Origin of the sequence: Clostridium sp. FP2 (genome assembly GCF_011065955.2) — a bacterium.
In the GTDB taxonomy this organism is placed as follows: Bacteria; Bacillota; Clostridia; order Clostridiales; family Clostridiaceae; genus Clostridium_AD; species Clostridium_AD tagluense.
This window is the reverse complement of the sequence record NZ_JAAMNI020000001.1, coordinates 1,448,691-1,471,679: the sequence shown is the minus strand read 5'-3', so window position 1 is coordinate 1,471,679 and position 22,989 is coordinate 1,448,691. Positions and strand designations below refer to the sequence as shown.

Annotated in this window: 26 protein-coding genes; 6 read left to right on the top strand and 20 right to left on the bottom strand. The window is 29.2% G+C overall.

Annotation, left to right across the window (positions count from 1 at the left end; translation table 11 throughout):
* Nucleotides 1–24 precede the first annotated feature (24 nt).
* From G9F71_RS06850 to G9F71_RS06825, 6 genes are all read right to left on the bottom strand, one after another.
* Nucleotides 25–1,389, bottom strand: coding sequence for an ABC transporter permease (locus tag G9F71_RS06850; protein ID WP_224626240.1), 1,365 nt, complete (start codon nt 1,387–1,389; stop codon nt 25–27).
* Between the two features lie 29 nt (nt 1,390–1,418).
* Nucleotides 1,419–1,931 carry an FtsX-like permease family protein gene (locus G9F71_RS06845; RefSeq protein ID WP_224626238.1) on the bottom strand — a complete coding sequence of 171 codons (513 nt, stop codon included), beginning with the start codon at nt 1,929–1,931 and terminating at the stop codon, nt 1,419–1,421.
* Nucleotides 1,918–2,676: an ABC transporter ATP-binding protein gene (locus G9F71_RS06840; RefSeq protein ID WP_164951272.1), complete on the bottom strand. Its 759-nt coding sequence runs from the start codon at nt 2,674–2,676 to the stop codon at nt 1,918–1,920. The genes G9F71_RS06845 and G9F71_RS06840 overlap by 14 nt, the downstream gene beginning before the upstream one ends.
* Nucleotides 2,677–2,871: 195 nt before the next feature.
* Nucleotides 2,872–3,846, bottom strand: a complete 975-nt coding sequence (locus tag G9F71_RS06835; protein ID WP_224626235.1) for a sensor histidine kinase — start codon at nt 3,844–3,846, stop codon at nt 2,872–2,874.
* Nucleotide 3,847: 1 nt separating this feature from the next.
* Nucleotides 3,848–4,534, bottom strand: a complete 687-nt coding sequence (locus tag G9F71_RS06830; RefSeq protein WP_164951271.1) for a response regulator transcription factor — start codon at nt 4,532–4,534, stop codon at nt 3,848–3,850.
* Between the two features lie 291 nt (nt 4,535–4,825).
* Complete coding sequence (locus G9F71_RS06825) at nt 4,826–6,331, bottom strand: DUF1846 domain-containing protein (RefSeq protein ID WP_164951270.1); 1,506 nt, start codon at nt 6,329–6,331, stop codon at nt 4,826–4,828.
* A gap of 391 nt (nt 6,332–6,722) precedes the next feature.
* Here G9F71_RS06825 and queD point away from each other — a divergent pair, with 391 nt between their 5' ends.
* The 4 genes from queD to queC are packed head-to-tail and all read left to right on the top strand — an operon-like array spanning nt 6,723 to nt 9,090.
* Nucleotides 6,723–7,154, top strand: coding sequence for a 6-carboxytetrahydropterin synthase QueD (queD, locus tag G9F71_RS06820; RefSeq protein ID WP_125006596.1), 432 nt, complete (start codon nt 6,723–6,725; stop codon nt 7,152–7,154).
* A gap of 1 nt (nt 7,155) precedes the next feature.
* Complete coding sequence (queE, locus tag G9F71_RS06815) at nt 7,156–7,821, top strand: putative 7-carboxy-7-deazaguanine synthase QueE (protein ID WP_164951269.1); 666 nt, start codon at nt 7,156–7,158, stop codon at nt 7,819–7,821.
* A 4-nt stretch (nt 7,822–7,825) separates the two neighbouring features.
* Nucleotides 7,826–8,416, top strand: a complete 591-nt coding sequence (gene folE, locus G9F71_RS06810; RefSeq protein WP_125006600.1) for a GTP cyclohydrolase I — start codon at nt 7,826–7,828, stop codon at nt 8,414–8,416.
* 17 nt (nt 8,417–8,433) lie between these two features.
* Nucleotides 8,434–9,090, top strand: coding sequence for a 7-cyano-7-deazaguanine synthase QueC (gene queC, locus G9F71_RS06805; protein WP_164951268.1), 657 nt, complete (start codon nt 8,434–8,436; stop codon nt 9,088–9,090).
* A 56-nt stretch (nt 9,091–9,146) separates the two neighbouring features.
* On the opposite strand, the gene G9F71_RS06800 is transcribed toward queC, so the two are convergent.
* The 6 genes from G9F71_RS06800 to G9F71_RS06775 form a co-directional block, all read right to left on the bottom strand.
* Nucleotides 9,147–9,470, bottom strand: a complete 324-nt coding sequence (locus G9F71_RS06800; protein ID WP_164951267.1) for a thioredoxin family protein — start codon at nt 9,468–9,470, stop codon at nt 9,147–9,149.
* Nucleotides 9,471–9,532: 62 nt separating this feature from the next.
* A complete protein-coding gene (locus G9F71_RS06795; protein WP_164951266.1) occupies nt 9,533–10,243 on the bottom strand; it encodes an HAD family hydrolase in 711 nt (236 codons plus the stop codon).
* 84 nt (nt 10,244–10,327) lie between these two features.
* Nucleotides 10,328–10,813 carry a hypothetical protein gene (locus G9F71_RS06790; RefSeq protein WP_164951265.1) on the bottom strand — a complete coding sequence of 162 codons (486 nt, stop codon included), beginning with the start codon at nt 10,811–10,813 and terminating at the stop codon, nt 10,328–10,330.
* Nucleotides 10,814–10,818: 5 nt separating this feature from the next.
* Nucleotides 10,819–11,163, bottom strand: a complete 345-nt coding sequence (locus G9F71_RS06785; RefSeq protein ID WP_164951264.1) for a histidine phosphatase family protein — start codon at nt 11,161–11,163, stop codon at nt 10,819–10,821.
* A gap of 12 nt (nt 11,164–11,175) precedes the next feature.
* The gene (locus tag G9F71_RS06780; protein WP_164951263.1) at nt 11,176–11,580 is read right to left on the bottom strand and encodes a VOC family protein; all 405 of its coding nucleotides are present in this window, start codon (nt 11,578–11,580) and stop codon (nt 11,176–11,178) included.
* Nucleotides 11,581–11,773: 193 nt separating this feature from the next.
* A complete protein-coding gene (locus G9F71_RS06775) occupies nt 11,774–12,352 on the bottom strand; it encodes a 5' nucleotidase, NT5C type (protein ID WP_164951262.1) in 579 nt (192 codons plus the stop codon).
* Between the two features lie 175 nt (nt 12,353–12,527).
* Here G9F71_RS06775 and G9F71_RS06770 point away from each other — a divergent pair, with 175 nt between their 5' ends.
* Nucleotides 12,528–12,719, top strand: a complete 192-nt coding sequence (locus tag G9F71_RS06770) for a hypothetical protein (RefSeq protein ID WP_164945436.1) — start codon at nt 12,528–12,530, stop codon at nt 12,717–12,719.
* A 58-nt stretch (nt 12,720–12,777) separates the two neighbouring features.
* Here the strand turns inward: G9F71_RS06770 and G9F71_RS06765 are convergent, their stop codons facing one another.
* The 8 genes from G9F71_RS06765 to G9F71_RS06730 form a co-directional block, all read right to left on the bottom strand.
* A complete protein-coding gene (locus tag G9F71_RS06765; protein ID WP_164951261.1) occupies nt 12,778–14,331 on the bottom strand; it encodes a DUF4179 domain-containing protein in 1,554 nt (517 codons plus the stop codon).
* On the bottom strand, nt 14,332–14,886 hold the full coding sequence (locus G9F71_RS06760) for an RNA polymerase sigma factor (protein ID WP_164951260.1): 555 nt from the start codon (nt 14,884–14,886) through the stop codon (nt 14,332–14,334).
* Between the two features lie 267 nt (nt 14,887–15,153).
* Nucleotides 15,154–16,056 (bottom strand): GNAT family N-acetyltransferase, encoded by a 903-nt coding sequence (locus G9F71_RS06755; protein WP_164951259.1) that lies wholly within the window; start codon nt 16,054–16,056, stop codon nt 15,154–15,156.
* A 134-nt stretch (nt 16,057–16,190) separates the two neighbouring features.
* On the bottom strand, nt 16,191–17,390 hold the full coding sequence (locus G9F71_RS06750; RefSeq protein ID WP_164951258.1) for a glucosaminidase domain-containing protein: 1,200 nt from the start codon (nt 17,388–17,390) through the stop codon (nt 16,191–16,193).
* Between the two features lie 103 nt (nt 17,391–17,493).
* Nucleotides 17,494–18,162, bottom strand: coding sequence for a hypothetical protein (locus G9F71_RS06745; protein ID WP_164951257.1), 669 nt, complete (start codon nt 18,160–18,162; stop codon nt 17,494–17,496).
* 217 nt (nt 18,163–18,379) lie between these two features.
* The gene (locus G9F71_RS06740; RefSeq protein WP_164951256.1) at nt 18,380–18,526 is read right to left on the bottom strand and encodes a hypothetical protein; all 147 of its coding nucleotides are present in this window, start codon (nt 18,524–18,526) and stop codon (nt 18,380–18,382) included.
* 109 nt (nt 18,527–18,635) lie between these two features.
* Entirely contained in the window at nt 18,636–20,432 is a 1,797-nt protein-coding gene (locus G9F71_RS06735) for an ABC transporter ATP-binding protein (RefSeq protein ID WP_164951255.1), read from the bottom strand.
* A complete protein-coding gene (locus tag G9F71_RS06730) occupies nt 20,433–22,256 on the bottom strand; it encodes an ABC transporter ATP-binding protein (RefSeq protein ID WP_187353497.1) in 1,824 nt (607 codons plus the stop codon).
* 255 nt (nt 22,257–22,511) lie between these two features.
* On the opposite strand from G9F71_RS06730, the gene G9F71_RS06725 reads away from it, so the two are divergent.
* A complete protein-coding gene (locus G9F71_RS06725) occupies nt 22,512–22,958 on the top strand; it encodes a GNAT family N-acetyltransferase (protein WP_164951254.1) in 447 nt (148 codons plus the stop codon).
* Nucleotides 22,959–22,989 lie beyond the last annotated feature (31 nt).

Sequence of the window (22,989 nt, the reverse complement as noted above, 5' to 3'; positions counted from 1 at the left end):
CAGAGTCAATATGAATTTTTAATATTAAATAACTTCTTTGAATACAGCCTTTTTATATTTTGAATTCACCATAATATAACCCATACTCTGAATCATTAAAAATGCTGCAGAACAGGACAGTGCAACTGTAAAATATGATTTACCTGAATTGTTACTTGTAGATCCTATGCCTATAAAGAGCAATATTAGCGCTACTAGAAATGGAACAAACATCAATATAAAATTCTGTGTAGATATAATCTTCGAAAGTTCTTTTTTTGAAAGGCCAAGCTTTACTATTCCTTTAAACTTAACACATTCTTTTTCAAGTTCTGTAATAAGTCTGAAATATATCATACTTGAAGCTGCAATAACAAAAATTAAACTTATAGAAAAGCCTACATAAAGCATAAGGTTTTTAGAATTTTTTTCAGTTTCTAAAAGTTCATTTGCACTAAAAAATCCAAACTTATATTCTTTCTCCATTATTATCTTTGATTTCAATTTTTTTGTAATATTTCCTTCTTCTTTCCAGCTATTTGTATTATACCCATAAATTTTCACAACATTATAAGTTTCTTTTCTATCTAATTCCCTTAATATTTCATCATTAAATATGGTGATTGTGTCAAAAAAGCCTGATGGTGTTATATTTTGTTTACTTATGCCTGCTACAATGGGCGTAACCCCTTCTTTTTCTAAACTTCTTTTTATCTGATTGCTTATGTAATTAGGTGGCATAATTTTTGGTGAACCACTCACTATATAAACCTCATTCTTTTTAAGTGAAATTGATTTACCATAAGTACCCTTTAAAGCTAAATTATACTCACTCTCAGACATTATGCCATTTCTATTATCTTCACCTTTATACTTTACTTTATATTTATATTCTTCATACCCATTTTTTCCGCTTAAAGCATCCTGAAGCAGTTTTACATGTTCCTTTTCATGATTATTATTGCTTTGTGATACATAAATATAGTTAAGTGGAAAATTAGCCTTTGTATTCTTTTCCACATCTATATTTTGAGCATAAAGCATAACAATTGTATAAAATGCTACTGTAAATAAAATCGTAATAAGATACATCATTTTTACATTTTCACGAAGTTTTGATTTAATATCAGCTATTATAATCATATTGGTTCTTCTATGATACATTTTTCTTTTTTTCATACTTTCTATTATTAAAATTGATATTTGTACATATAAAATATATATTACAACTAGAAGAACTCCAAACATCAACCAAGTACCCATTCCAGTATCCATAAAAGCCTTCAATGCATCAACTTTACTATAAAATAGAAAGATAAAAATACAAGATAAAATTATTAATACTCCAATTATCATAAATAAAAGTGAGAATACCATCTCCCTTTCATCTGTTTTATCTGATTTCAACATTTTTATAACCTTTTCTTTGCCAATAAAAATTAAGAAATAAGTGATATTATTAAAAATAATATAAAGAACATACCAAAAGTCAAAAGTATGGCTTTAATTGGAACATACATTGCAAAACCTTCAACAACCATTATTTTTTTTGCAAGCATTAAAAAAAGTGGTGAAAACACAAGTCCAAATATAATTGCCGTTATTATTGCTGCAACACCGATGAGCATATTTTCTTTAAATATCATTTTATTAAGTTGCTTCTTGGATGCACCCATTATTGTGAAAAGTCCTAAAGTTTTTTTCCGAGATTTCATAAAAGCTCTTACAGAATAAGAGATAAACATAAATGAAAAAACATATACAAGCGTAGCTCCAGCCGCCATCGCCATGGATAGTGCAGAGCCATTTTGGATAATGCTTAAATCAGGATGAAACATTGAAACTGAAAAAGAAAAGAATATAAAAACCGAAAACATACTGCTTAAAAAGTATGCAAAATATGTCCACTTATCCCTTACCACATTATTTAAAGCAAGTTTATTTAAGGTCATTTCTTTCCCCTCCCAAAAAGCTTAGCATATCAATAATTTTTCCATAAAATTCACTTTTATTATGTCCGCAATGAATTTCGTTATATAATTTCCCATCTTTAATAAAAATTACTCTACTACAAAAACTGGCCACATAAGCATCATGGGTAACCATTAAAATTGTGGTATGAAGACTTTTATTTATTGATGCAAAAAGATCCATTACGTCTTTCACAGCTTTTGAATCTAGGTTACCTGTGGGTTCATCTGCAAGAAGTAAAGAAGGTTCATGAATTATTGCTCTAGCAATTGCCACTCTCTGAGCTTGACCACCAGAGATTTCAAAGGTGCGCTTTTTAAGTAGATCTTCAATACTGAGTAGTTCCGCTACACTTTTCAATCGCTTATTCATAGTTTTTTCTGGAATGCTATCAAGAGTAAGAGGCAAAATTGTATTTTCCTCTACAGTCAAGGTGTTTACCAAATTAAAATCTTGGAAAACAAAACCAAGTTCCTGCCTTCTAAATTTCGCAAGCTTATCATTATTTAATTCATGAGGTTCCTTACCATTTACTATAATTTGCCCACCGGTAGGGCTGTCAATTGTAGACACACAATTAAGCAAAGTGGTCTTTCCACTACCTGAAGGTCCCATTATAGCAACAAATTCACCCTCTTCCAAGTCAAAACTCACACCATTTAAAGCTGTATAGTTTACTTTGCCACAATATATTTTTTCAAGCTGTTTTACTTCTAATATACTCATAATAAATCCTCCTTCAATTTTTTTAAGTTATCATTTGCTAGTCACTATTAAGCAATGTGATATTTTTTTCATACCATGAACAAGCATTTTGTTCCTCTTATTACATTAATAATACTTCAATGTTCTAATTCCAACAATTTATTAACATTTCACTTTCATTACATCTTTGTAATAAAAAAAGCCCTGAAATATTTATCAAGACTTAAAATGCATATAAAATGTTGTTTGTTCTCCTGGCTTTGATTTCACATAAATTTTATGTCCCAGCAAATCCATTATTTTTTTTACAATATATAATCCTACTCCAGTTGATTCTCCAAAAGTACGACCATTGTCACCAGTAAAAAATAAATTAAAAACTCTGTTAATATCGCTTTTTTTTATACCTACACCTTCATTTCTAATTTCAAGAATAAGCATATCCTTTTCCACATATGAGTTTATATTGACAATTTTATTTTTATCGCTATATTTTATAGCATTATTTATTATTTGATAAATTGCATATTTTAACCATTTTTTATCTGTGTTTATAATTAACTCAGTAGGTATTGATACTTTTGGAAATACAGATTGAATAATAAAAAATTCTTTCAACTCATTTACTACCTGTAAAACAGTTTCTTTAAGATTTATATTTTCGATTTTCATGTCTTTTGCAAAATCATCCATCCTAAGAAAAGTTAATATTTGTAAGAGATCATAATCAAGTCTTTGAGTTTGAAATATCACCTTTTGAAAATCTGTATTATCCATATTATTCTCAGCCAGCAGATTTATAACAGAAATAGGTGTCTTCATCTGATGTACCCATTGATTTAGCATTATTTTATACTCTTTTTGAGCATTTTCCAAACTGTTTATTTCACTGTTGTAAAGTTTCATATATTCCTGCATGTTTTTTGAAAAAGCTTTTTCTAATTCTGAATGAGCATCTTGAGTTAACATGTCTTCAATGTGTTCTGGTTTTTCTGAAAGCTTTCTATAAAGTTGTCTATTTGAAATATACCTGTATATTAAAAAACAAAAGAGTAAAAATGAACTTAAGAATATAAAATAACCCATGTTTTGCTCAAAACCATCTAATTTCTTATAAAGAAATACTAAAGCTATAAAGCTAACTATATAAAGTATTACGAATCCCATAATATCCTTTAAAAATAATTTCATATTACACCTCAATTAGACGATAGCCTAGTCCACGTACTGCTTCAATTTCTACTTTTGCATGGATTTCCTCAAATTTTTTTCGAAGTCTGGCAACATTGACATTTAGTGTGTTCTCCTCAACAAAGCTTTCATCATCCCAAATCTTGGCAAGTAATTTTTCACGACTTAAAACCTTTGGAGAATTTTCTATCAAAACTGCTGCAAGGGTTCCTTCCTTCTTTGTAAGCATTACTTTTTTAGCATCATTCTCAATAATAAGACTTTCAAAATAGAATATTAAACTTCCCTTTATCAGTGTTCGCTCTTGTTGCTCCTTTGCATAATCTCCATATACCCTTCTTAAATTGGCATTTATTTTTGCTAGAACAATGTCAAATGAAAATGGTTTTGTAATATAATCATCAGCACCATTTTCCATAGCATATACCTGATCTATGTCACCAAGTCTTGCTGAAATAAATATGATTGGGCATTTTGATATTTGTCTTAATTTTCTGCACCAGTAAAATCCATCGTATTTAGGCAAATTAACATCCATTAATACAAGGTGAGGATCAATTTTTATAAATTCCTCAGTAACATTATCAAAATCAGTGCATACTAAACATTCAATACCATATTTCTCTATATGATTTGCCAACAATTCAGAAATTGAACTATCATCTTCAATTAATAATACTTTATACATATAATTTATCCCCTTTCAACACAAGTTAATATTAATCATACTATTTTTTTTGCTATTAATCATCTCATTACCAATAATAAGTCTACTCTATCATTTATAGTCGTTACTTTTATTATTTTATACTACTATCTATAGGATAATTTCAAACAAATAATAAAACAAAATAATAGGGACAGTTAATAATTTATTAAAGTTATTAACTATCCCTATTATTTATTTGTATAATTTACCATTTATCACGCGGATGACATTTTTTTGACTTACACCATGCCACTTGCCACATGTGTGGCACTATATGTAGTAAAGACTTTCCGTTGCGTATTCTGCATCAGATGTTATATCTATACCAAGCTTTCTAAAAGTTTGCTCATCATTTGTACTTACAATTGTGGTTGAGTGAGCTTGACATCCTTTTAACATTACTAACTTATCCATAGCTACCTTTGCTGTTGGATTAGTAGCAGCACATATACTAAGTGCAATTAGTACATTTTCACAATCTAAAGCTGGTTTCTTACTGCCCAATATTTTTGATTTTAGATTTATAATTGGCTCAAGTATAACTGGAGAAATAAGATGAATTTCGTCATCTATATTTGCAAAATATTTAACAGCATTTAAAATTATAGCAGCTGTTGCATCCATTATATCTGAACTTTTACTAGTTAATATTGTTCCATCATTAAGCTCTATTGCAAGTGCTGGGCAAGCTTCATTTTTATTAGAACATTGCTTTAAATTAGCTGAGCGCTCTCTTGCAGGCATAACAACTTTTCTATCTTGCTGTTTTAAATTAAGTTCTTCCATAAGAAGCTTTACTCTCTCGAAGGTTTCTTTATCTATATAACCTTTTTTATATTCACAACCTGTTTTGAAATACCTTCTTATTATTTCTTGTTTAGATGCTTCTTTTATAACCTCATCGTCAATAATTCCAAATCCTACTCTATTAACTCCCATATCTGTTGGAGATTTATAAACAGCTTCTTCTCCTGTTATTCTTTCTATAATTCTCCTAAGTACAGGAAAAGTCTCAATATCACGGTTATAGTTTACAGATATCTTATTATAAGCATCAAAATGGAAGGAATCCAGCATATTTATATCGTTAAGATCTGCTGTTGCAGCTTCGTATGCAATATTTAGTGGATGCTTTAGTGGAACATTCCATACTGGGAAGGTTTCAAATTTTGAATAACCGGCAGCTCTTCCTTGCTTATGTTCATGATAAAGTTGACTAAGGCAAGTACCTAGCTTACCACTTCCTGGTCCTGGTGCAGTTACAACCACAATAGATTTTGTTGTTTCAATAAATGGATTTTTACCATATCCCTCATCACTTACAATTGCATCTACATCTGAAGGATATCCTTTAGTTGCCCTATGTTTATATACTTTTATGCCTCTGCGTTCAAGCTTATTTATAAAAATCTTAGTTGCTGGTTGCTCATCATATCTAGTGATAACAACGCTATTTACATCAAGTTCATAAGCGCGTAAATCATCAATTAATCTTAAGACATCCACATCATAAGTGATACCATAGTCCCCTCTTATTTTGTTTCTTTCGATATCTCCTGCATATACACAAATAATAACCTCAACTTTTTCTTTTAATTTATGTAGTAACTTAATTTTTGCATTTTCATCAAAACCTGGCAAAACTCTTTTTGCATGAAGATCATTGAAAAGTTTCCCACCAAATTCTAAATATAACTTATCATAATCATTAACTCTTTCTAAGATAAACTTTGATTGTTCTTCTAAATATTTTTTCTGATCAAATCCTATTTTCATTATTACTCCTCACTTGCACCGTTATTTTTTAGATATTTTATAACAAATATTTTATAACCAATATTTTACCATAAATAATACAATTAAATTTGCTTTTACAACTTAATATTATTACACAATTTTAGTTTAAAGTAAACTGAAATTGTAATTGAAATTTGACATAGCAAGTAATTTATAGTACCATAAAAATGTTAAAACTTAATAAGACAGTTCTAAACCATCCTGTCTATAAACAAAACTAGGACGTAACTACCGTTTTAGGTAGCTTTTTTTTGTATAGGGTGTATTATGCCCTTTTTTATTTATAAAAAAACTATAAAATATAAAAATTATGTAGATTTCGGGAAAAATAATAATTAAATTAACATAAATTCTAGGGGGAGTGTCCTATATGTATATTTTAAAGGCAGAACATAGCTTTGACAGTGCACATTTTCTTTCTGGTTACGTGGGAAAATGTTCAAATATTCACGGACATAGATGGAAGGTTGAAGTTTACGTACAATCAGAAACCTTGCTAAAAGGCGGTCAACTTGATGGTATGGTAATAGATTTTGGGGATTTAAAAAAAGATGTTAAAGCCATGGTAGATTGTTATGACCACGCCTTAATAGTGCAAGAAGGCACTATGCGTTTCGAAACCTTAAATTGTATAAAACAAGATGGCTTTAATGTGATTGTGGTTGATTTTAGACCAACAGCAGAAAACTTTGCAGGGTTTTTCTTTAAACTAATGAAGGATATAGGCTATAATGTAAAAAGAACTACGGTTTATGAAACACCAACTAACAGTGCAACATATGAAGAAAGCGAGGCACGTTAAAATGAAATTTAAAGTAGTTGAAAAGTTCACAAGCGTCAACGGAGAAGGTCCTCTTTCAGGTCAGCTTGTAGTATTTATAAGATTTGCAGGCTGTAATTTAAATTGTAGCTACTGCGATACCACTTGGGCTAATACTCCCGATGTGTGTTATGACCTCATGACAGCAACAGACATATATAAATATATTAAATCTACCGAAATTAAAAATGTAACCTTAACCGGTGGCGAGCCCTTACTTCAAGAAGGAATTATAGAATTGTTAGAAATGCTTTCTAAAGATAGCTTGCTTCATATTGAAATTGAAACTAATGGCAGTGCCTCTTTAAATGAATTTAACATTATAGAAAATCCGCCCAGCTTTAATATGGATTATAAATTACCCTGGAGTAATATGGAAGATAAAATGAATTTAGATAACTTTGCATCTTTAAGTTATAAAGATACTGTTAAATTTGTGTGTGGTAGCAATGAAGATTTACAAAAGACCAAATTCATAATAGATAAATATGAGCTTTCTAATAAAACCAATGTATATATTAGTCCAGTATTTGGACAAATTGACCTAGAGATGATTGTAGACTTTATGAAGGATAATAAAATGAATGGTGTTAATCTTCAAATTCAACTTCATAAAATCATCTGGGATCCAAATAAGAGAGGTGTATAAAATTATGGCAATTGATACAAAAGCAATAGAAGAACATATAAGAGGAATTTTAATAGCTTTAGGTGATGACCCATGTCGTGAGGGACTTAAAGATACCCCTGCACGTGTAGCCAAGATGTATGAAGAAGTATTCGCTGGCATGTGCTATAGCAATGATGAAATTGCTGAGATGTTTAATACAACGTTTGTTGATGATTTAATAGTTAATGATGACTCCCTGGATATAGTTATAATGAAAGATATCCAAATATTCAGCCATTGTGAACACCATTTAGCCCTTATGTATAATATGAAAGTTTCAGTTGCATATGTCCCTACTAAAAAGATTATTGGACTAAGTAAAATAGCAAGAATAGCTGATATGGTAGGTCGCAGATTGCAACTTCAAGAAAGAATAGGAACAGACATAGCTGATATTATGCAGAAGGTAACTAACTCCCCGGATGTGGCCATTATTATAGAAGGTGAACATGGCTGCATGACAACTCGCGGAATAAAAAAACCAGGCACTAAAACAATGTCAACTACTTTTAGAGGAAGATTTAACACGGATGTAATTTTGAATAATAAATTGATGATGCTTTATAATAAATAAAGGATGGTGTATTAGTAATGAATAGTGAAAAAGCAGTAGTAGTATTCAGTGGTGGACAAGATAGCACAACTTGCCTGTTTTGGGCGTTAAAGAAATATAAAGAGGTTATAGCTGTATCTTTTGATTATAGTCAAAAACATATATTAGAACTAGATTGTGCAAAGGATATATGTAAAAAACATGGTGTAGAATATCATTCTTTAGACCTAAATCTTTTAAATCAGTTAGCACCAAATTCCTTAACAAGAAAAGATATGGAAGTAGACACTGATGCTCCCAGTGATGGTGTCCCTAATTCCTTTGTAGATGGAAGAAACTTATTATTCTTAACCTTTGTAGCGGTATTTGCAAAGCAAAGAGGGATAAATAATATTATAACTGGTGTATCTCAAAGTGATTTTAGTGGTTACCCAGATTGTAGAGATGTGTTTATAAAATCCTTGAATGTTACCTTAAACTTAGCTATGGGCTATGATTTTGTAATTGAAACCCCTTTAATGTGGATTAACAAAGCAGAAACTTGGAAAATGGCTTATGATTTAGGAGTACTCCCTGTAGTTAAAAAGGATACTTTAACTTGTTATAATGGAATAAAAGGTAATGGTTGTGGGGACTGCCCTTCTTGTAAATTGAGAAAAAAAGGATATTTGGAATTCAAAGAAAAATACCTTTAAAAATGAAACAAGGCTTAGTAAATTTTAATGTTTACTAAGCCTTGTTTTTTGTTTTTTTAAAACAAAAGACTATAATATCTCTCTATAGTTTCTTCTAGCATTTCAACGCTAATAAATCTTGCCTCGCGAATAACCTCTTTACCCTCAATATAAACAATAATTCCAGGCAAAGTAAATATTGAGTACTGTCCTGCTGCCTTGGTAAATGTATCAACTTTAATTTTACTTATCTTAATTTCGGGAAATTTAATTAACATTTCCTCAATTTTCGGAAGTAATGAGCCACATATACTGCAGCTTTCTGAACTAAAGTAAAACATTGCTATTGTATTATTTTTTATGAACTCATCCATTTCCTCTAAAGTATCTAACTCTATCATTATTATTCCTCCTAGTATTTACAAATGTCAATACACAACTTTATCCGGATTTTTTTAAAAGTCTACCTCACTAATAGCTCTTCAAGCTCACTTAAATCATCAACACATTTAACATCTGTACACTCTTCTAATTCATCTCCCCTTAATATCAGAATTCCCTGCATGCCGAGCTTTATAGCCGCTTCAACGTTCACAATATTATCATCAATAAATATCGCTTCTTCTTGCCTAATGTTTAACCCAGAAATCGCTGTATTAAACATTAGCTCATGTGGTTTCAATACCCCAATCACGGAAGACATAACAAAGGTAGAAAAGTATTCTCTTAAGCCAGCATTTTTAAATACACGCTCTAGTGAAGGCCAAGTATCGGATACTACCCCTAGCTTATAATGCTGACTTAATCTTGGTATAACTTGAAATACATCTTTATAAAATTCAAATTTTTCATCATTATAAACTGTATCTCTAGCTAATTCTATAATATACTCCGCACTTATCCCAAGCTCTGGTAGCTCCTTTGCAAATATATTATAAAATTCTATAAAATGTTCTAATTCTTCTATTTCAGTTAATATTAGTGGATGCTTATGAAAGTACTCATCGCCTTTATAAAATGCTTTTTCTACGAGATCTATATTTAAATTTTCAAATTTATTCTTATCAACATATTTAAAAAAATTTGGTGGCATAAACCAATGCCCTGTTCTAGCTCTATTAAGTACGCGCCCAGAATCAAATAATATTGCTTTTATATTTTTAGTATCTATCATTTTTATCCCCCCCAGGTGCCACCCACGTGGCAATTGGCATCTTTAACTAGTTTTAATTACTAATCATCTACTATTTTTCTTTTATTAACTATTGGTATCTAATTTAATAAAGCTACAAAACAGTGCCGATACTGCTGATGCTGAAACTATTGAATATAGTAGCATGTCAATTGAATTAATTTTCTCATTTGTTACGTAAATTGAGTACATTCCTATTCCTATAGCGATGGAAAAGAATAATATATTAAAAATTACTTTCATTTTATAACTTGCTTTAGAAACAGAATGTTTAGAAATAGAATAAATTAATATAAATATCTGGATAATCATTATTTTGATAATCAGCATTATTTCTATTTTAAAAACAAATACAATCAGTCCATATATAATTATATAAATATCACACTGAGTGAAAATATCTACCAACATTTTCTTTCTACTATGCTCTTGCTTTTTATACTTTTTAATTGTATTATCGAAAACTAATATGCTAAAAGCTACCATAACAGGAAATACACTTCCAATTAAATTTTTATTTTGGAATACAAAACCCGAAAAAATAGATTCCAAATTTTCTAAGCTCTTTTATCCTCTAATTCTTCTAAATGAGCATAATCATTAACACAATGAACATAAAATTCTCCAGTGCTTTTATCATATTTTATAATACTTATGCTACAATTTTCTGGAGGAAACCCTATATAAAATCTTCTTTCTTGTGCAAGTCCTAAAAACCCACTTATTAGAGCTCTAATTACGCCACCGTGTGTAACAACTGCTACATTATTCAAATCACTACTTGTAATTTCATTTATTACTTTTATTGAGCGTTCCCAAACATCCTTGCCACATTCACCCTCTGGATAGGGTATATCTATTTTATGTTTTAAAAATTCTTCCATGAAATCATCTTGTAGCAATTGTATAGATTTTTATATTAGCATATCCCTTATTTCAATTTCAGTACCTTCTGGTGCTTTAATTTTAAATAAATATCCATCTCCAACTTTATAAATTTTTTCTCCATTTTTAATCTTAAAGTTGGCATAACCTAATTTTTCTATCCTCTCAAACTCGACCTGAACACTATCAACTAAAAAACACATATGTACTATGCCTTCATTTAACGAACTCCAATCCTTTAATTTATCTCCCTTTTTAGCAGTCTGTAATTCGATCATAAATGTTCCTAGTCTTAACCATGTATTAAAATCTCGTTTATGGAAATTTACTGCTGTTTTAACTAATTCAAATTCTAAAATTTCAGTATAAAACTTAAGTGATTCTTCATATTTTTCTGTTTGGATACAGACATGGTGTAGCATTTTTACGTTCATAGTATAGTCTCCTTTATATATGTAGTTGTACAATTTATTTTGTATTATTATACAAGAATCCACTAAACTGTAGCTTGTTTACGCCCTAATTATAACATTAATTTCTATATTTTGTTATATGTTACCCTCTTTATAACTAATGAATAATTATAAATACTCTGATGGTCATGCCTGATAATAAAATAAACTGATATTACATTGCTTTGCATTGTAATATCAGTTTATCTATTATTGAGTATATTTCTTTCCAACTAAAAACCCTAATTATATTTTCATTTAGTGGCTTTCGATTATAATTAGTATCTAATAAAAGAACCTTCAATCCTGCCTTTGATAGCTGAACTGCGTTATCATAATTATCTTCAATAAACACATTGCACTCTAATTCTCTTGCTTTATCCACTTTATAATGGCTACCTAAAACAAACAAATCATCATATGGAATCTCATTTTTCCTTAGATATGAATGAGTTAACATAGTAAGTGATTTTTCTCTTGCCGTAACGAAAAATATATTATGCATAAGACTTAGTTTTTTTATAACAATTTGCACATCTTCGCGAAGCTTTTGTTCTGAATGAATTTGAATTTTATTTTTTTCATAAAATTCCTCATATTCGCTCTGCTTAATGCCCATTACCTCATGGATATAATATTTAGTTATCTGCTTTTCAGTTATATTTTTGTTAAAATATTTATTAGTAATATTAAGCCAATAATAAGCATCCGTTATTGTCCCATCAATATCAATGCATATATTTAAATTTTTCATATTATCTTCATCTCCCTTATGCTTTTATTATATGCGTTAAAAGTTAAGAACAAGTTAAACTTGTATTATGATTTGTTTAAATTTTGAGAATTTTAGTAATATTTAAACTGCGAATATAAATCATTAAATATCAAATAATAACTATAAGAATAAACTACAAGGGAGTTGTTGTAAAATGTCAAATTTACCATATGACGGTTTTATGCAAAAGGAACTATTAGTTAAAGGCCAACTAATTAATTCTTCTAATAATGATGAAACTACAGCTCATTGCAGTCATTCCTGTCCTAAGTGCAACGTGCGAAAATGTGAATTGTGTGAAGGACATTCTGGTAATCATAAATGCTCTGAAGGACATACCTGGTAAGAAAAAGTAAAGATGCCAAGTGCCACATGGGTGGCACTTGGCATCTTTACTTTTTCTATTAGTGTAATTTTACTTTTATGCTTTTATCAATATATCTAGTTTCGCTATATCCATTAATATCTAATGTCATAGGAATTATTTTTTGTATTTTATCCTTCTTCTCTATTGGAGATGCCTTTTTCAAGGTTATAGTTCTCTTTGTTACATAGCTCTTAGGTTTATTTAATTCATCCCCAGCAAAGAAGCCTTCACTCATACTAACCTTTGTTCTGTCTTTATCAATAGTATATCCATCACATTGTTGTACTTGTGTTATAGAAATATTATTAGCACATTTAATTCCCATATCTAAATTTTCATAATTTCTATTGTCAAGTGATTCTGTTATAATTATTTTAGCGGTATCTTGCTGAAGCATAATGTCTTTAATTATTATTTTGCTTCCCATATATTCAAACTCTTGCGGAAATGCTTTGTTCATATCAATGTTGAATTTTTTAAAATTATTTATATTTATTCCATATTTTCCCATTTTAATCTTAACCTTACCTGGGTTATCAATATACATAGAATCAAACTCTACTGTACTTCCATCCCACCCATTACCACCACTGCTATAATAATTGCCACTTCCCATAACCTTTTCTTTATATTCTTTTCCGCTACCTATAAGCGTAATATTTGAAAAATAATCAATGCTGTAGCCTTTAACACTATTTCTTTTGTCTTTATATTTTAACACTGTTGCAGTTGGCGCAATTATTACCTCTTCAAAGGTAAGCTTATGCTCATCAATAATCATTTCCTTATTTAAAATATAGGTTTTAGATTCATATTTAGTAACGGGAATATTAAACTCCCATTTTCCCTTTACTACAACTTCTCTGCTTCCCATCTTATTAATTTTATTAATAACCAAATGAAGCATTGACTGTTTTTTAGTGACAGGGTTAAGTGTTATACAACCTCTTTGCACATAAGGATTATCAGAATAAAAATTCATAAATCCTCCTATATTTTTATCAAATTTTTTATCCTTATTATTAAAATCTCCATCAGCCACAATTCCATCTGCTAAATCTAATACATATTTTTCTTTTTTTTGTAAATCCTCTATCTTAAAGGTTACTAAAGTATTTAAATCATCACCAATTATATTTTCAATGGTGATTTTTATATTATTATCACTGACCGAAAGATCCACTGTTTGCCCATACCCCTCCTTTATTAATTGTTCAATAGCACTGTTTTCCTTAACAGAGGTCTTTTGCCACCATTTAAGGGATAAATTCAATTTCTCAACAGCAAATACTGTCACTGTTAGTAATACAACCATTGCAGCTGCTATAACCGTTACCTTAACTCCTCTTTTTTTCATTTTGAAGCTTGGTTTATTGCTTAGTTTTACTTTGATATTTTTAAATAAATTATTCGGTGTTATTATCTCTTGTTTTTTATTTTCTACATATAAAGTTATACTTTGTAATTCTTCTAACTCTAGCCTACACTGCTCACATTCTTTTATATGCTCTGCTATTATTTTTTTTTCTTGTTCATCTAAACTATCATCTATATATTCTATTAATTTCTCTCCAATATCTTCACAATTCAATTATACTCCCTCCTTATTTATTTGATTTTTCAATGCTTTTAAGGCTCTATAAATTCTTGACTTAACTGTACCTACTGGTATATGGAGTGATTTTGATATTTCTTCTTGAGAATATCCACTAATATACTTAAGTAGAATTACCTCTTTATGAATATCCTCTAGTTTATTTAATTGCTCTATAAATTCAAAATTTGTGTGATCTTCATATGAAGTATTTGCCTGGTGAATATTTTCAAAAGGAATGCTTCTTTTTTTATTTTTAATTATTTTTTTACATTCATTTATAAATATTGAGGTTATCCATGTTTCAAAATACCTTTCTTCTTTTAACTGCCATATATTTTCATAACCCTTTATAATAGTTGTTTGAAATACATCTTCTATATCATACTGATTACATAAATAACACCATCCGATCTTATAGTATTTGTCTTTTTTTCCCTCCATCCAATTTATTAATGCATTCATATCTTTTTTCTTTATCCGCTCAATAAACATATTTTTAACTTTGTTATTTTTCTTGTGATATATTAATTTGCTAACTAACTCAATCATTATTCTTATTCACCCCTTTTCATACAATTAGAGTTTCAATCTATGTAAAAAGTTCCATTTAATTATGCTATTTTCACAAATATTAATTTGTATAAAAAATAAACATCCACAAAACTAAAAGCAGGTGTTTACTTATACATTTTATATATTTTTTTATCATAATATTAATTTCTATATAATATTATTTTCACACCCAATGAATACTTCAAATATGAATTTGAAGAAAAATCAATAAAAAGAGGACTGCCGATGTCAGTCCTTAATGTTTTAAAATACTATATAATAATCCATTACAGAAATTTCTTCAAACCCACAAGATTCATAAAGTCCAAGTGCTTTTTTATTTTCTGTAGCAACTTCAAGAAAAATATTGTCTACCTGTTTTTTCTTCAATATATCCAGTGCTAAGCACAAAATTTCTCGTCCATAGCCCTTTCCTCTATATTCTGGAATTACTCCAAATCCATAAATAAACCCTTCATTATCAGTGACACTAATATGAACCTTACCTATAATTATCCCCTTAAGCTCCGCAATATAGCTGATAAAATTATTATCTAGCTGAATGGTTGGTTTTTCTAAGTCCTCTTTATCATCAACCTCTTCTTCTGGTAATCCAAAATAAATAGAACTTTGTCTTTCAATTTCAGGTGCATCATCATTAGTTGCCATTCTAAGCTTAATAACCTGGTTCGGATTAGACTCAAATTTTTTTTTATTCAAACACATCTTATACTCTGCAGATCCATATTCAGCTCCAATGTGATTTATAAAAGCTAAACCAGGAATGGATGTATGGTCGCATAGCAGTAACACCTCTGCCGGGTTTATTTTTTGCCATTCTTCCTTAGCAAGCAAATATAACTTTTTAAAAATTCCTTTACGACGAAACTCAGGGTGTACCATACCACTAACTTCTACTGAAGTTCCATGGAAATTACATAAACCTAAATAACCTACTAAAATTTCATTATCATAATAGAAAAATTCTGCCATAATCTTATTTTTTATGGAGTTTTTTCTTTTCTGCATTTTAAATTCAAGTTCTAATTTTAACTCAGTTTTTTGTTTTTCACAGCAAACAGCTTCTAGAGCTTTAATAGCTGCATAATCTTCTTGATTTAATTCCAACTTCATAGTCATAGTAATAGTATGCTGGTGATTGTCCATTATTTTTTCCTCCCTAATTTTAAAATTCCTACTTAAAATATAACCTATATTTTAGTCCAGCTCAATGTAAAAAACAATTATATTTGTTTTTTAACAATTCAATCACTACAAATTAAATTCCTAGTTATATTTTATTATTCACCAAGTTCTTCAAAAATCTCTTTAACTCCTTTTCCCCAACTCTTATCCTCTGCATATTTACTATTTATCCAATCAAAAATATCCATATTAGTAGGCTTGTCCTTAGATAAATTAATAACAGTCCTAGCAGCTATTCTGCTAGAATCATAGATATCAGTATTATATTCCTTCCAACTATGGAATACATTAAAGGGATTGTTTGCAATCTTTTGTGCATTTTCATGGCTCTTTGGAACAAAAGACTGTTCCTGTCCTGTAATAGCAAATAAGATATGTGGATTTAAATTAAACTCTTTAGAAGTTCTAATTATAGCAGAGAAATATGGTTCCTCAGCAAGTATTGAATTTCTTGAATTTAAAAATTCTAATAATTTGCCTTTATCAATGGTTTTATAATTAAAATACTCAGGCAGGTGAGGATGATAGCTCATTGCATCTGCAACAAATAAATCATATTTATCACTACTTAATACATCCTTCTGCTTTATTTCATTTTTATTTTTATTTTCATCTCCTATGATTTTACTAATATTAATAGGATTATTTAAGGAATATAAAGATAATATCAATAAGATTAATACAGAAAGGGCTATTTTTGTAGATGAAATCTTGTTTGCAACAACCTCCAACATCATATTTATTGTTTCAGAAGCACTATTAATCCTTACTGCTAGTCCCCTTTTATATTTACATATTAAGTTTTTAGAATTATGTTTACAAATTGATGCCCCCTTAAATTTAACCACATTATCCATAGTTGCTAATTCAGCTCTTTTATAAGGTAACTTTTCAATATCATTTGACACATTCAATGACCCCACATATTTTTCAAAATCTTCTTGGGATACAGTATTTTTTTGGTTTTTATTTATCCATTTAATAAGTGAAGTTTTTAGCTGTGGATTTTCTTCTGATTCAATAATGAAAGCATTAAAAACATCCGATTTTAATATATTGTCCTTGTTTTTTAAAATTGTGCTTTGCATGATATTTCTTTTAATATTCTGCTTGTCTTCTCTATTTATTCCTTCTAAATTCTTATCAATAATTTCATACATAGTCCGTGATAATATGGAGGCATTTTCTTTAGAAGAATTATTAGGATATTTTTTCACAACATATAATTTTATTTTTTCTATCTCTTGCCTTGTCAAAACAAAGGAGCCTTTTAATTCATCAATTACATTCTTCATAACTTTAACACTACTCCAAACAAATATATTTTAAAGGGCTTTTAAGCATTTTTTTAATTAGTTTTGTATCAATATTATACCTTGTATTGATATAAATTCCAATTTAAAATTCTCTTCTACCCTTTTTGCTATTCCTATCCCTAGACATAACCTTCCAAAAGTGACTAACTGTATGCATCCCTTCATAAATAAGCCCTGTCTTACAAAAGAAAAACTCATCATCTTTTGTTTTTATATTTTGTTTGAATGGATAATCCTTGAGATTTCCTGAATAATAAATAAATCTCCTCATAATTCCACAAATATCTGTTGGCGTTATCTTATAGAATTCTAAGGAAGTAAGCTGTATTCCTCCCTTGCTTAAGGCTTTCATTACAAATTCAGAGCATATATAGGTCTTATAAAGAGCATGCTTTTTATTAGAAATAATCCCAATGGCTTGAAGTAAATTGTAGTAATATACCTCAGAATCATTATATACATCATATATAAATTTACTTATTAGTTCATATTGATCTGAAGTTACAGGTATGCGATATACATTAATAGGAACATCATCCTTAACTCCCATGTTAAGTGTAAATACACTTTCCCTGATAATACCACCTACAAGAGGATTGCTAACTGACAGTCTACAAAAGGAATACATTTGGCTTAGATTTTCATCTAAGCTAATTGAAGCATGATTATATTTTGCTCTTAAAAACTTTCTAATTATCTTTCCTGTGTAAGTTGGTGTTCTTGAAATAATAACATAAACATACTTTTCCATTTTGCTTCTCCTTGCAACCACCTAGTTATAATATGTGCTAACAGAATGACTATAATACTTTTACCCTAGCTAGTAAGAATCCTTTATAATTCTAGTTTACTATTTCTGCTCCGTATATAATTAAACTTGATTTTTTACACCTTTAGCTAATATACCCATTTCAGTCATAATTTATTCCACATTCTAAATCTTTATTATTATTTTGAATTATCAATATTTAAAAGAAAAGTCCTCTACTTATAAAAGTAAAGAACTTTCCTTCTGAAATGTCATTAAATTTAGCTACTAATAATCCTATGCTTGTCAGATCATACTTTTCTTTAGCAAAATCTAAAAAAGCTTGTACAAATTCAAAATTATACAAAAAAATTACCTATAGTCCAAACACTTTTTTTCAAAATGTCCTTCCTATAGGTACCATTATATAAATAACTCTCCCTTTTTATACACTTATTAATCCTTCCTTAACAAGTTTACACATAGTATTGTGCCTGCGCCATATACATAGCTTCATACTGACTTCCTGATTCTTTGATTAATTCATCATGGGTTCCATATTGAACAATCTCACCTTTATGAAACACAGCAATTTTATCACAAAATTTACAGCTTGATAGCCTATGAGAAATGTATATTGTAGTTTTATCTCCTATAAGTTCATTAAATCTAGTATAAATTTCAAATTCAGCAATTGGATCAAGGGCTGCTGTTGGTTCATCCAAAACCACAATTGGAGCATTTTTATATACGGCCCTAGCCATTGCTAACTTTTGAGATTGTCCTCCTGAAAATTCTATACCATCCTTATCAAAGGTTTTATAAATAGATGTGTATATTCCTTTATCTAGCTTTTTAATAGCCTTTTCTAATCCAGATTTATTAAGCACCTCCATTATTTCATTATCGCTGACACTTTTATATTCTTCAAAAGCAATATTTTCTTTAACTGAAAACGCCAATAGTTTATAATCCTGGAAAACTACCGATAAAAGCTTCATATAATCATCATAATTATATTCACCTATATTAACGCCATTAAGTAAAATCTCACCTTCTGCGGGCTCATACAATCTTGTAAGAAGTTTTATAAAGGTGGTTTTTCCTGCACCATTTAGCCCTACTACAGATAATTTTTCACCATTATTAATATTAATAGATACATTCTTTAAGGTATAATTTTCACTTCTTGGATATTTAAATGATACATTTTTAAACTCAATATTGCATTCATTTATATTTTCAATCCTTTTACCCTCTTTATTTTTAGAAGATTCTATCTGCTCAAATTCCAGATATAAATCAAGATATCTACACATTTGTCTAAACTCTATAAAACTTTTAAAGAAATCAGATATAGATGTGCTAAATTTATTAGCGGCGCTTATATACATTGTAAAATCACCTATTCCAATACTATTTTTAAATACCTTATAGGTCATATAAGCATAAACAACTATCATTTGAAGCTGCATATTGACTTCATTTAACCCATTATATTTTCCCATGAGCCTAAATAGCTTTCCAAAGCATTCAACACTCTTTTCATTATAACCTTCTATTTTCTCCACGATAAGCGGCCTTATGTTATATAATCTCACATCTTTACCCATAGAAAAATCCGAAGTTATTTTTGCGTAATATCCGAATTTTCTATTAAGAGGGATTAACTCCCCATGAAATTTATACTGCGCCGCCTGTGATTTCTTAAATAAAAATGAATTAAGTAAAACGATTCCCAGTATTAGAAAAACTATAAGGAAATTCAATGTTGATATTACTACTAAAAGACCTATGGCAGTAACAAATTGTGAGATTGAATCTACTATGCATTTTATCATACGTTCTAAAACGCCTTGATTACGCAAAGGAAATATAGCTCTTTCTTTTAAGTTTAATATATCTGGATCTTCAATTTTCTCAAAATCCATATCCATTATTTTTTGTCCAATCAATAAATCAAAACCATTTATTATCTCCATGTTTTTTATGTCCACTAAGGTATCAATCCATCTACTAATAAGATTTAAAATTCCATTTGCTACTACAATAATGGAAACTAACATTATAAAAACATTTACTCTCTTCTGTCCTAAAAGTTCATCTATGATAAATTTAGGCATAATGATATTAATAAAGGGGGTTATAGCTTTAAATATTGCAGATGAACATAAAACTGGTATATAGCTTTTAGACATTTTAGAAGATAACTTTAGAAAATATCTCATAATTTCAAAGTCTTTTTTGAGTCCTGCTAATCTATCATTTTTCATCTATATAACCTCCTCTAAAGTTTTTTCCTTGTAGTAATGCGCTTGTATATTAAACATTTCAGCGTACCTTCCATCTTTACTTAAAAGCTCATCATGAGTACCGTATTCCTTAATTTCACCATCTTCAAAAAATGCTATAACATCACAAAAACGTGTACTTGAAAGTCTATGTGAAATATATATTGCAGTTTTATTCCCTATCATTTCGTCAAAGCCTCTATAAATATTATATTCTGCAATCGGATCAAGGGCAGCTGTAGGCTCATCTAGAACTATAATGTCTCCTTCTTTATAAAGCGCTCGTGCTAACGCAAGCTTTTGATTTTCTCCTCCTGAGAACTCTACCCCTTTTTCATCAAGTATCTTTAAAACACTTGTATCAATGCCCTTTTCTAATGAATTAATTTTAGCAGCTACTCCTGCTTTATCAATACATTTATTAATTTTTTCACGGTCAATATTACCTTCGCTTACCAATGCAACATTTTCTGCTACTGAAAAGGCAAGCATCTTTATTTCTTGAAACACAACAGAAAACTTTTTATAATACTCATCCTTATCAAAACTCGCAATATTTACCCCATTAAGTAATATTTTTCCTTCTATTGGCTCATAAAGTCTTGTTATCAACTTTACAAAGGTAGTTTTTCCTGCACCATTAATTCCAACTATAGCAAGTCGCTCACCAGCTTTTATTTTTAAGGATAAATTTTTATAAATATATTTTTCACTGTTAGGATATTTAAAAGCAACATTTTTAAATTCAATTTCATATGGAGTTTTATCTGGAATAGGCTTTGGATTTGGGTTTAATATTCCATCATCAAATTCTAAAAAATCACGATAATCATTTATATATAAGTTTTGAGCCCTTATATGTGCTATATCCGTCATGATATTTTGCATCCAAGTTGCAAATCCACCTATTGTAACAAAGTACATAGAAAAATCACCAATTCCCATACCTTTATATATTACTCTATAAATTAAATAAGCATAAATAATACCTTCGCGAAATAAGAGAAGCATCACATCAAATGCTGATACTACAAAATACTTATATTTTATTTTTTCATTTATTTTAACTTTTTCACCCCTAAAATTTTTAAATTTCTTTGAAAACCAATTTCCAAGGCCATATATTCTTATATCCTTGCCATAAGAAAAATCATGCATGATATTATATACATACCCTGATTTTCTATTTAATTCAGATATATCATCTTTTCTACTGTGCTCATATCTTTTAACTTTAAGTGTTAAAAAATATATTATTAACACATTAGCAAGGAGATACAAAAGTATAAATGGATTTAAAGTTGAAACAATAGCAATATATCCCATAAAAGCAATTGCACTTCCAAACAAAGCAAATAACCTATGAAATACACCCTCTATTCCATTATCATTATTCTCAGCTGCGCTCCATGCATTTTCAATATCATTTAGGGTTTTAGGATCTTCTGTATATTTAAAATCCATTGTCATGCTTTTCTTCTGCATCATAGTAATAAACTTAAATCTTATCTTAATCATTTTAGGGTAATATGCTCCCCCTAAATAAGCTACCAAATAATTAACAGTTACTGAAAGAACAAAGAAAATGACAAGAATCATCATTAAAATATCAGTTCTTTTTGCCCCAGTTAATTCATCAATCAAAAACTTAGGAGCAAATATACCTATAAATGGAAGCATAGCTGTTAAAATTGTGTAAAATCCAAAATATCCGAATAAACCCTTGTCCCATTTCCATGCATTTGCAACTAAAAACTTGATATTTGTCATAACACTTCTATTTTCTTGGTATTTGTTTTTTTTCAAACGAATCCCCCTCCTGTATTTTGCTTCTAATTAATATAAATAATAACATTTTTTTTATATAATGTAAACAAACCAATTTTACACTAATTGATAGGAATCTTTTGGGAAAATATTATTTTAATTAACTTTCAGCTTGGAAAACATGAAATATTTTGTTAAAATTATATATATGTTACATTCTTTGAATGAATACATATGGTAATAAGCCTTTAAGTTTAAAAAGGTAACAAAAAAAACAAAGAGAGGTAGATCACAATGAACATATTTTTAAGGGAAATAGATGAAAACAATTGGAGCGAATGTGTTACCTTAAAAATCAAAAAGGAGCAAGAGGCATATTTGCCGCACCCAAATGTAGTTTCAATAGCTGAGTGGAAGTTTAATCCTACTTGGACTGCTTTAGGCATATATACTGGCAATGAAATGATAGGTTTTGCAATGTATGGTGTGGATATAGCAGACAATACTATGTGTTTATTTCGTTTTATGATTGATGAGAACTATCAAGGAAAAGGTTATGGAAAATGTGCTTTGGATGGAATATTAAAGAAGATTAAAAGTGAAAATGATTTTAATGAAATATGGTTGAGCTTCCATCCAGAAAGTATAGTAGCGGAAAGTTTATATTCTAGTTTTGGATTTAAGCCGCGAATTACTGGACTAGAGGCAGATGATGAAGTATTTTATGTGCTTAAATATTAAATTTAAGCTGGAATAAACGAATTGAAAAGAA

Bases quoted from the DNA above. Each gene is read 5' to 3' on its own strand.
- G9F71_RS06850 (WP_224626240.1), bottom strand. From the start codon at position 1,389: ATGTTGAAATCAGATAAAACAGATGAAAGGGAGATGGTATTCTCACTT.
- G9F71_RS06845 (WP_224626238.1), bottom strand. From the start codon at position 1,931: ATGACCTTAAATAAACTTGCTTTAAATAATGTGGTAAGGGATAAGTGG.
- G9F71_RS06840 (WP_164951272.1), bottom strand. From the start codon at position 2,676: ATGAGTATATTAGAAGTAAAACAGCTTGAAAAAATATATTGTGGCAAA.
- G9F71_RS06835 (WP_224626235.1), bottom strand. From the start codon at position 3,846: ATGAAATTATTTTTAAAGGATATTATGGGATTCGTAATACTTTATATA.
- G9F71_RS06830 (WP_164951271.1), bottom strand. From the start codon at position 4,534: ATGTATAAAGTATTATTAATTGAAGATGATAGTTCAATTTCTGAATTG.
- G9F71_RS06825 (WP_164951270.1), bottom strand. From the start codon at position 6,331: ATGAAAATAGGATTTGATCAGAAAAAATATTTAGAAGAACAATCAAAG.
- queD (WP_125006596.1), top strand. From the start codon at position 6,723: ATGTATATTTTAAAGGCAGAACATAGCTTTGACAGTGCACATTTTCTT.
- queE (WP_164951269.1), top strand. From the start codon at position 7,156: ATGAAATTTAAAGTAGTTGAAAAGTTCACAAGCGTCAACGGAGAAGGT.
- folE (WP_125006600.1), top strand. From the start codon at position 7,826: ATGGCAATTGATACAAAAGCAATAGAAGAACATATAAGAGGAATTTTA.
- queC (WP_164951268.1), top strand. From the start codon at position 8,434: ATGAATAGTGAAAAAGCAGTAGTAGTATTCAGTGGTGGACAAGATAGC.
- G9F71_RS06800 (WP_164951267.1), bottom strand. From the start codon at position 9,470: ATGATAGAGTTAGATACTTTAGAGGAAATGGATGAGTTCATAAAAAAT.
- G9F71_RS06795 (WP_164951266.1), bottom strand. From the start codon at position 10,243: ATGATAGATACTAAAAATATAAAAGCAATATTATTTGATTCTGGGCGC.
- G9F71_RS06780 (WP_164951263.1), bottom strand. From the start codon at position 11,580: ATGAACGTAAAAATGCTACACCATGTCTGTATCCAAACAGAAAAATAT.
- G9F71_RS06775 (WP_164951262.1), bottom strand. From the start codon at position 12,352: ATGAAAAATTTAAATATATGCATTGATATTGATGGGACAATAACGGAT.
- G9F71_RS06770 (WP_164945436.1), top strand. From the start codon at position 12,528: ATGTCAAATTTACCATATGACGGTTTTATGCAAAAGGAACTATTAGTT.
- G9F71_RS06760 (WP_164951260.1), bottom strand. From the start codon at position 14,886: ATGATTGAGTTAGTTAGCAAATTAATATATCACAAGAAAAATAACAAA.
- G9F71_RS06755 (WP_164951259.1), bottom strand. From the start codon at position 16,056: ATGGACAATCACCAGCATACTATTACTATGACTATGAAGTTGGAATTA.
- G9F71_RS06750 (WP_164951258.1), bottom strand. From the start codon at position 17,390: ATGAAGAATGTAATTGATGAATTAAAAGGCTCCTTTGTTTTGACAAGG.
- G9F71_RS06745 (WP_164951257.1), bottom strand. From the start codon at position 18,162: ATGGAAAAGTATGTTTATGTTATTATTTCAAGAACACCAACTTACACA.
- G9F71_RS06735 (WP_164951255.1), bottom strand. From the start codon at position 20,432: ATGAAAAATGATAGATTAGCAGGACTCAAAAAAGACTTTGAAATTATG.
- G9F71_RS06725 (WP_164951254.1), top strand. From the start codon at position 22,512: ATGAACATATTTTTAAGGGAAATAGATGAAAACAATTGGAGCGAATGT.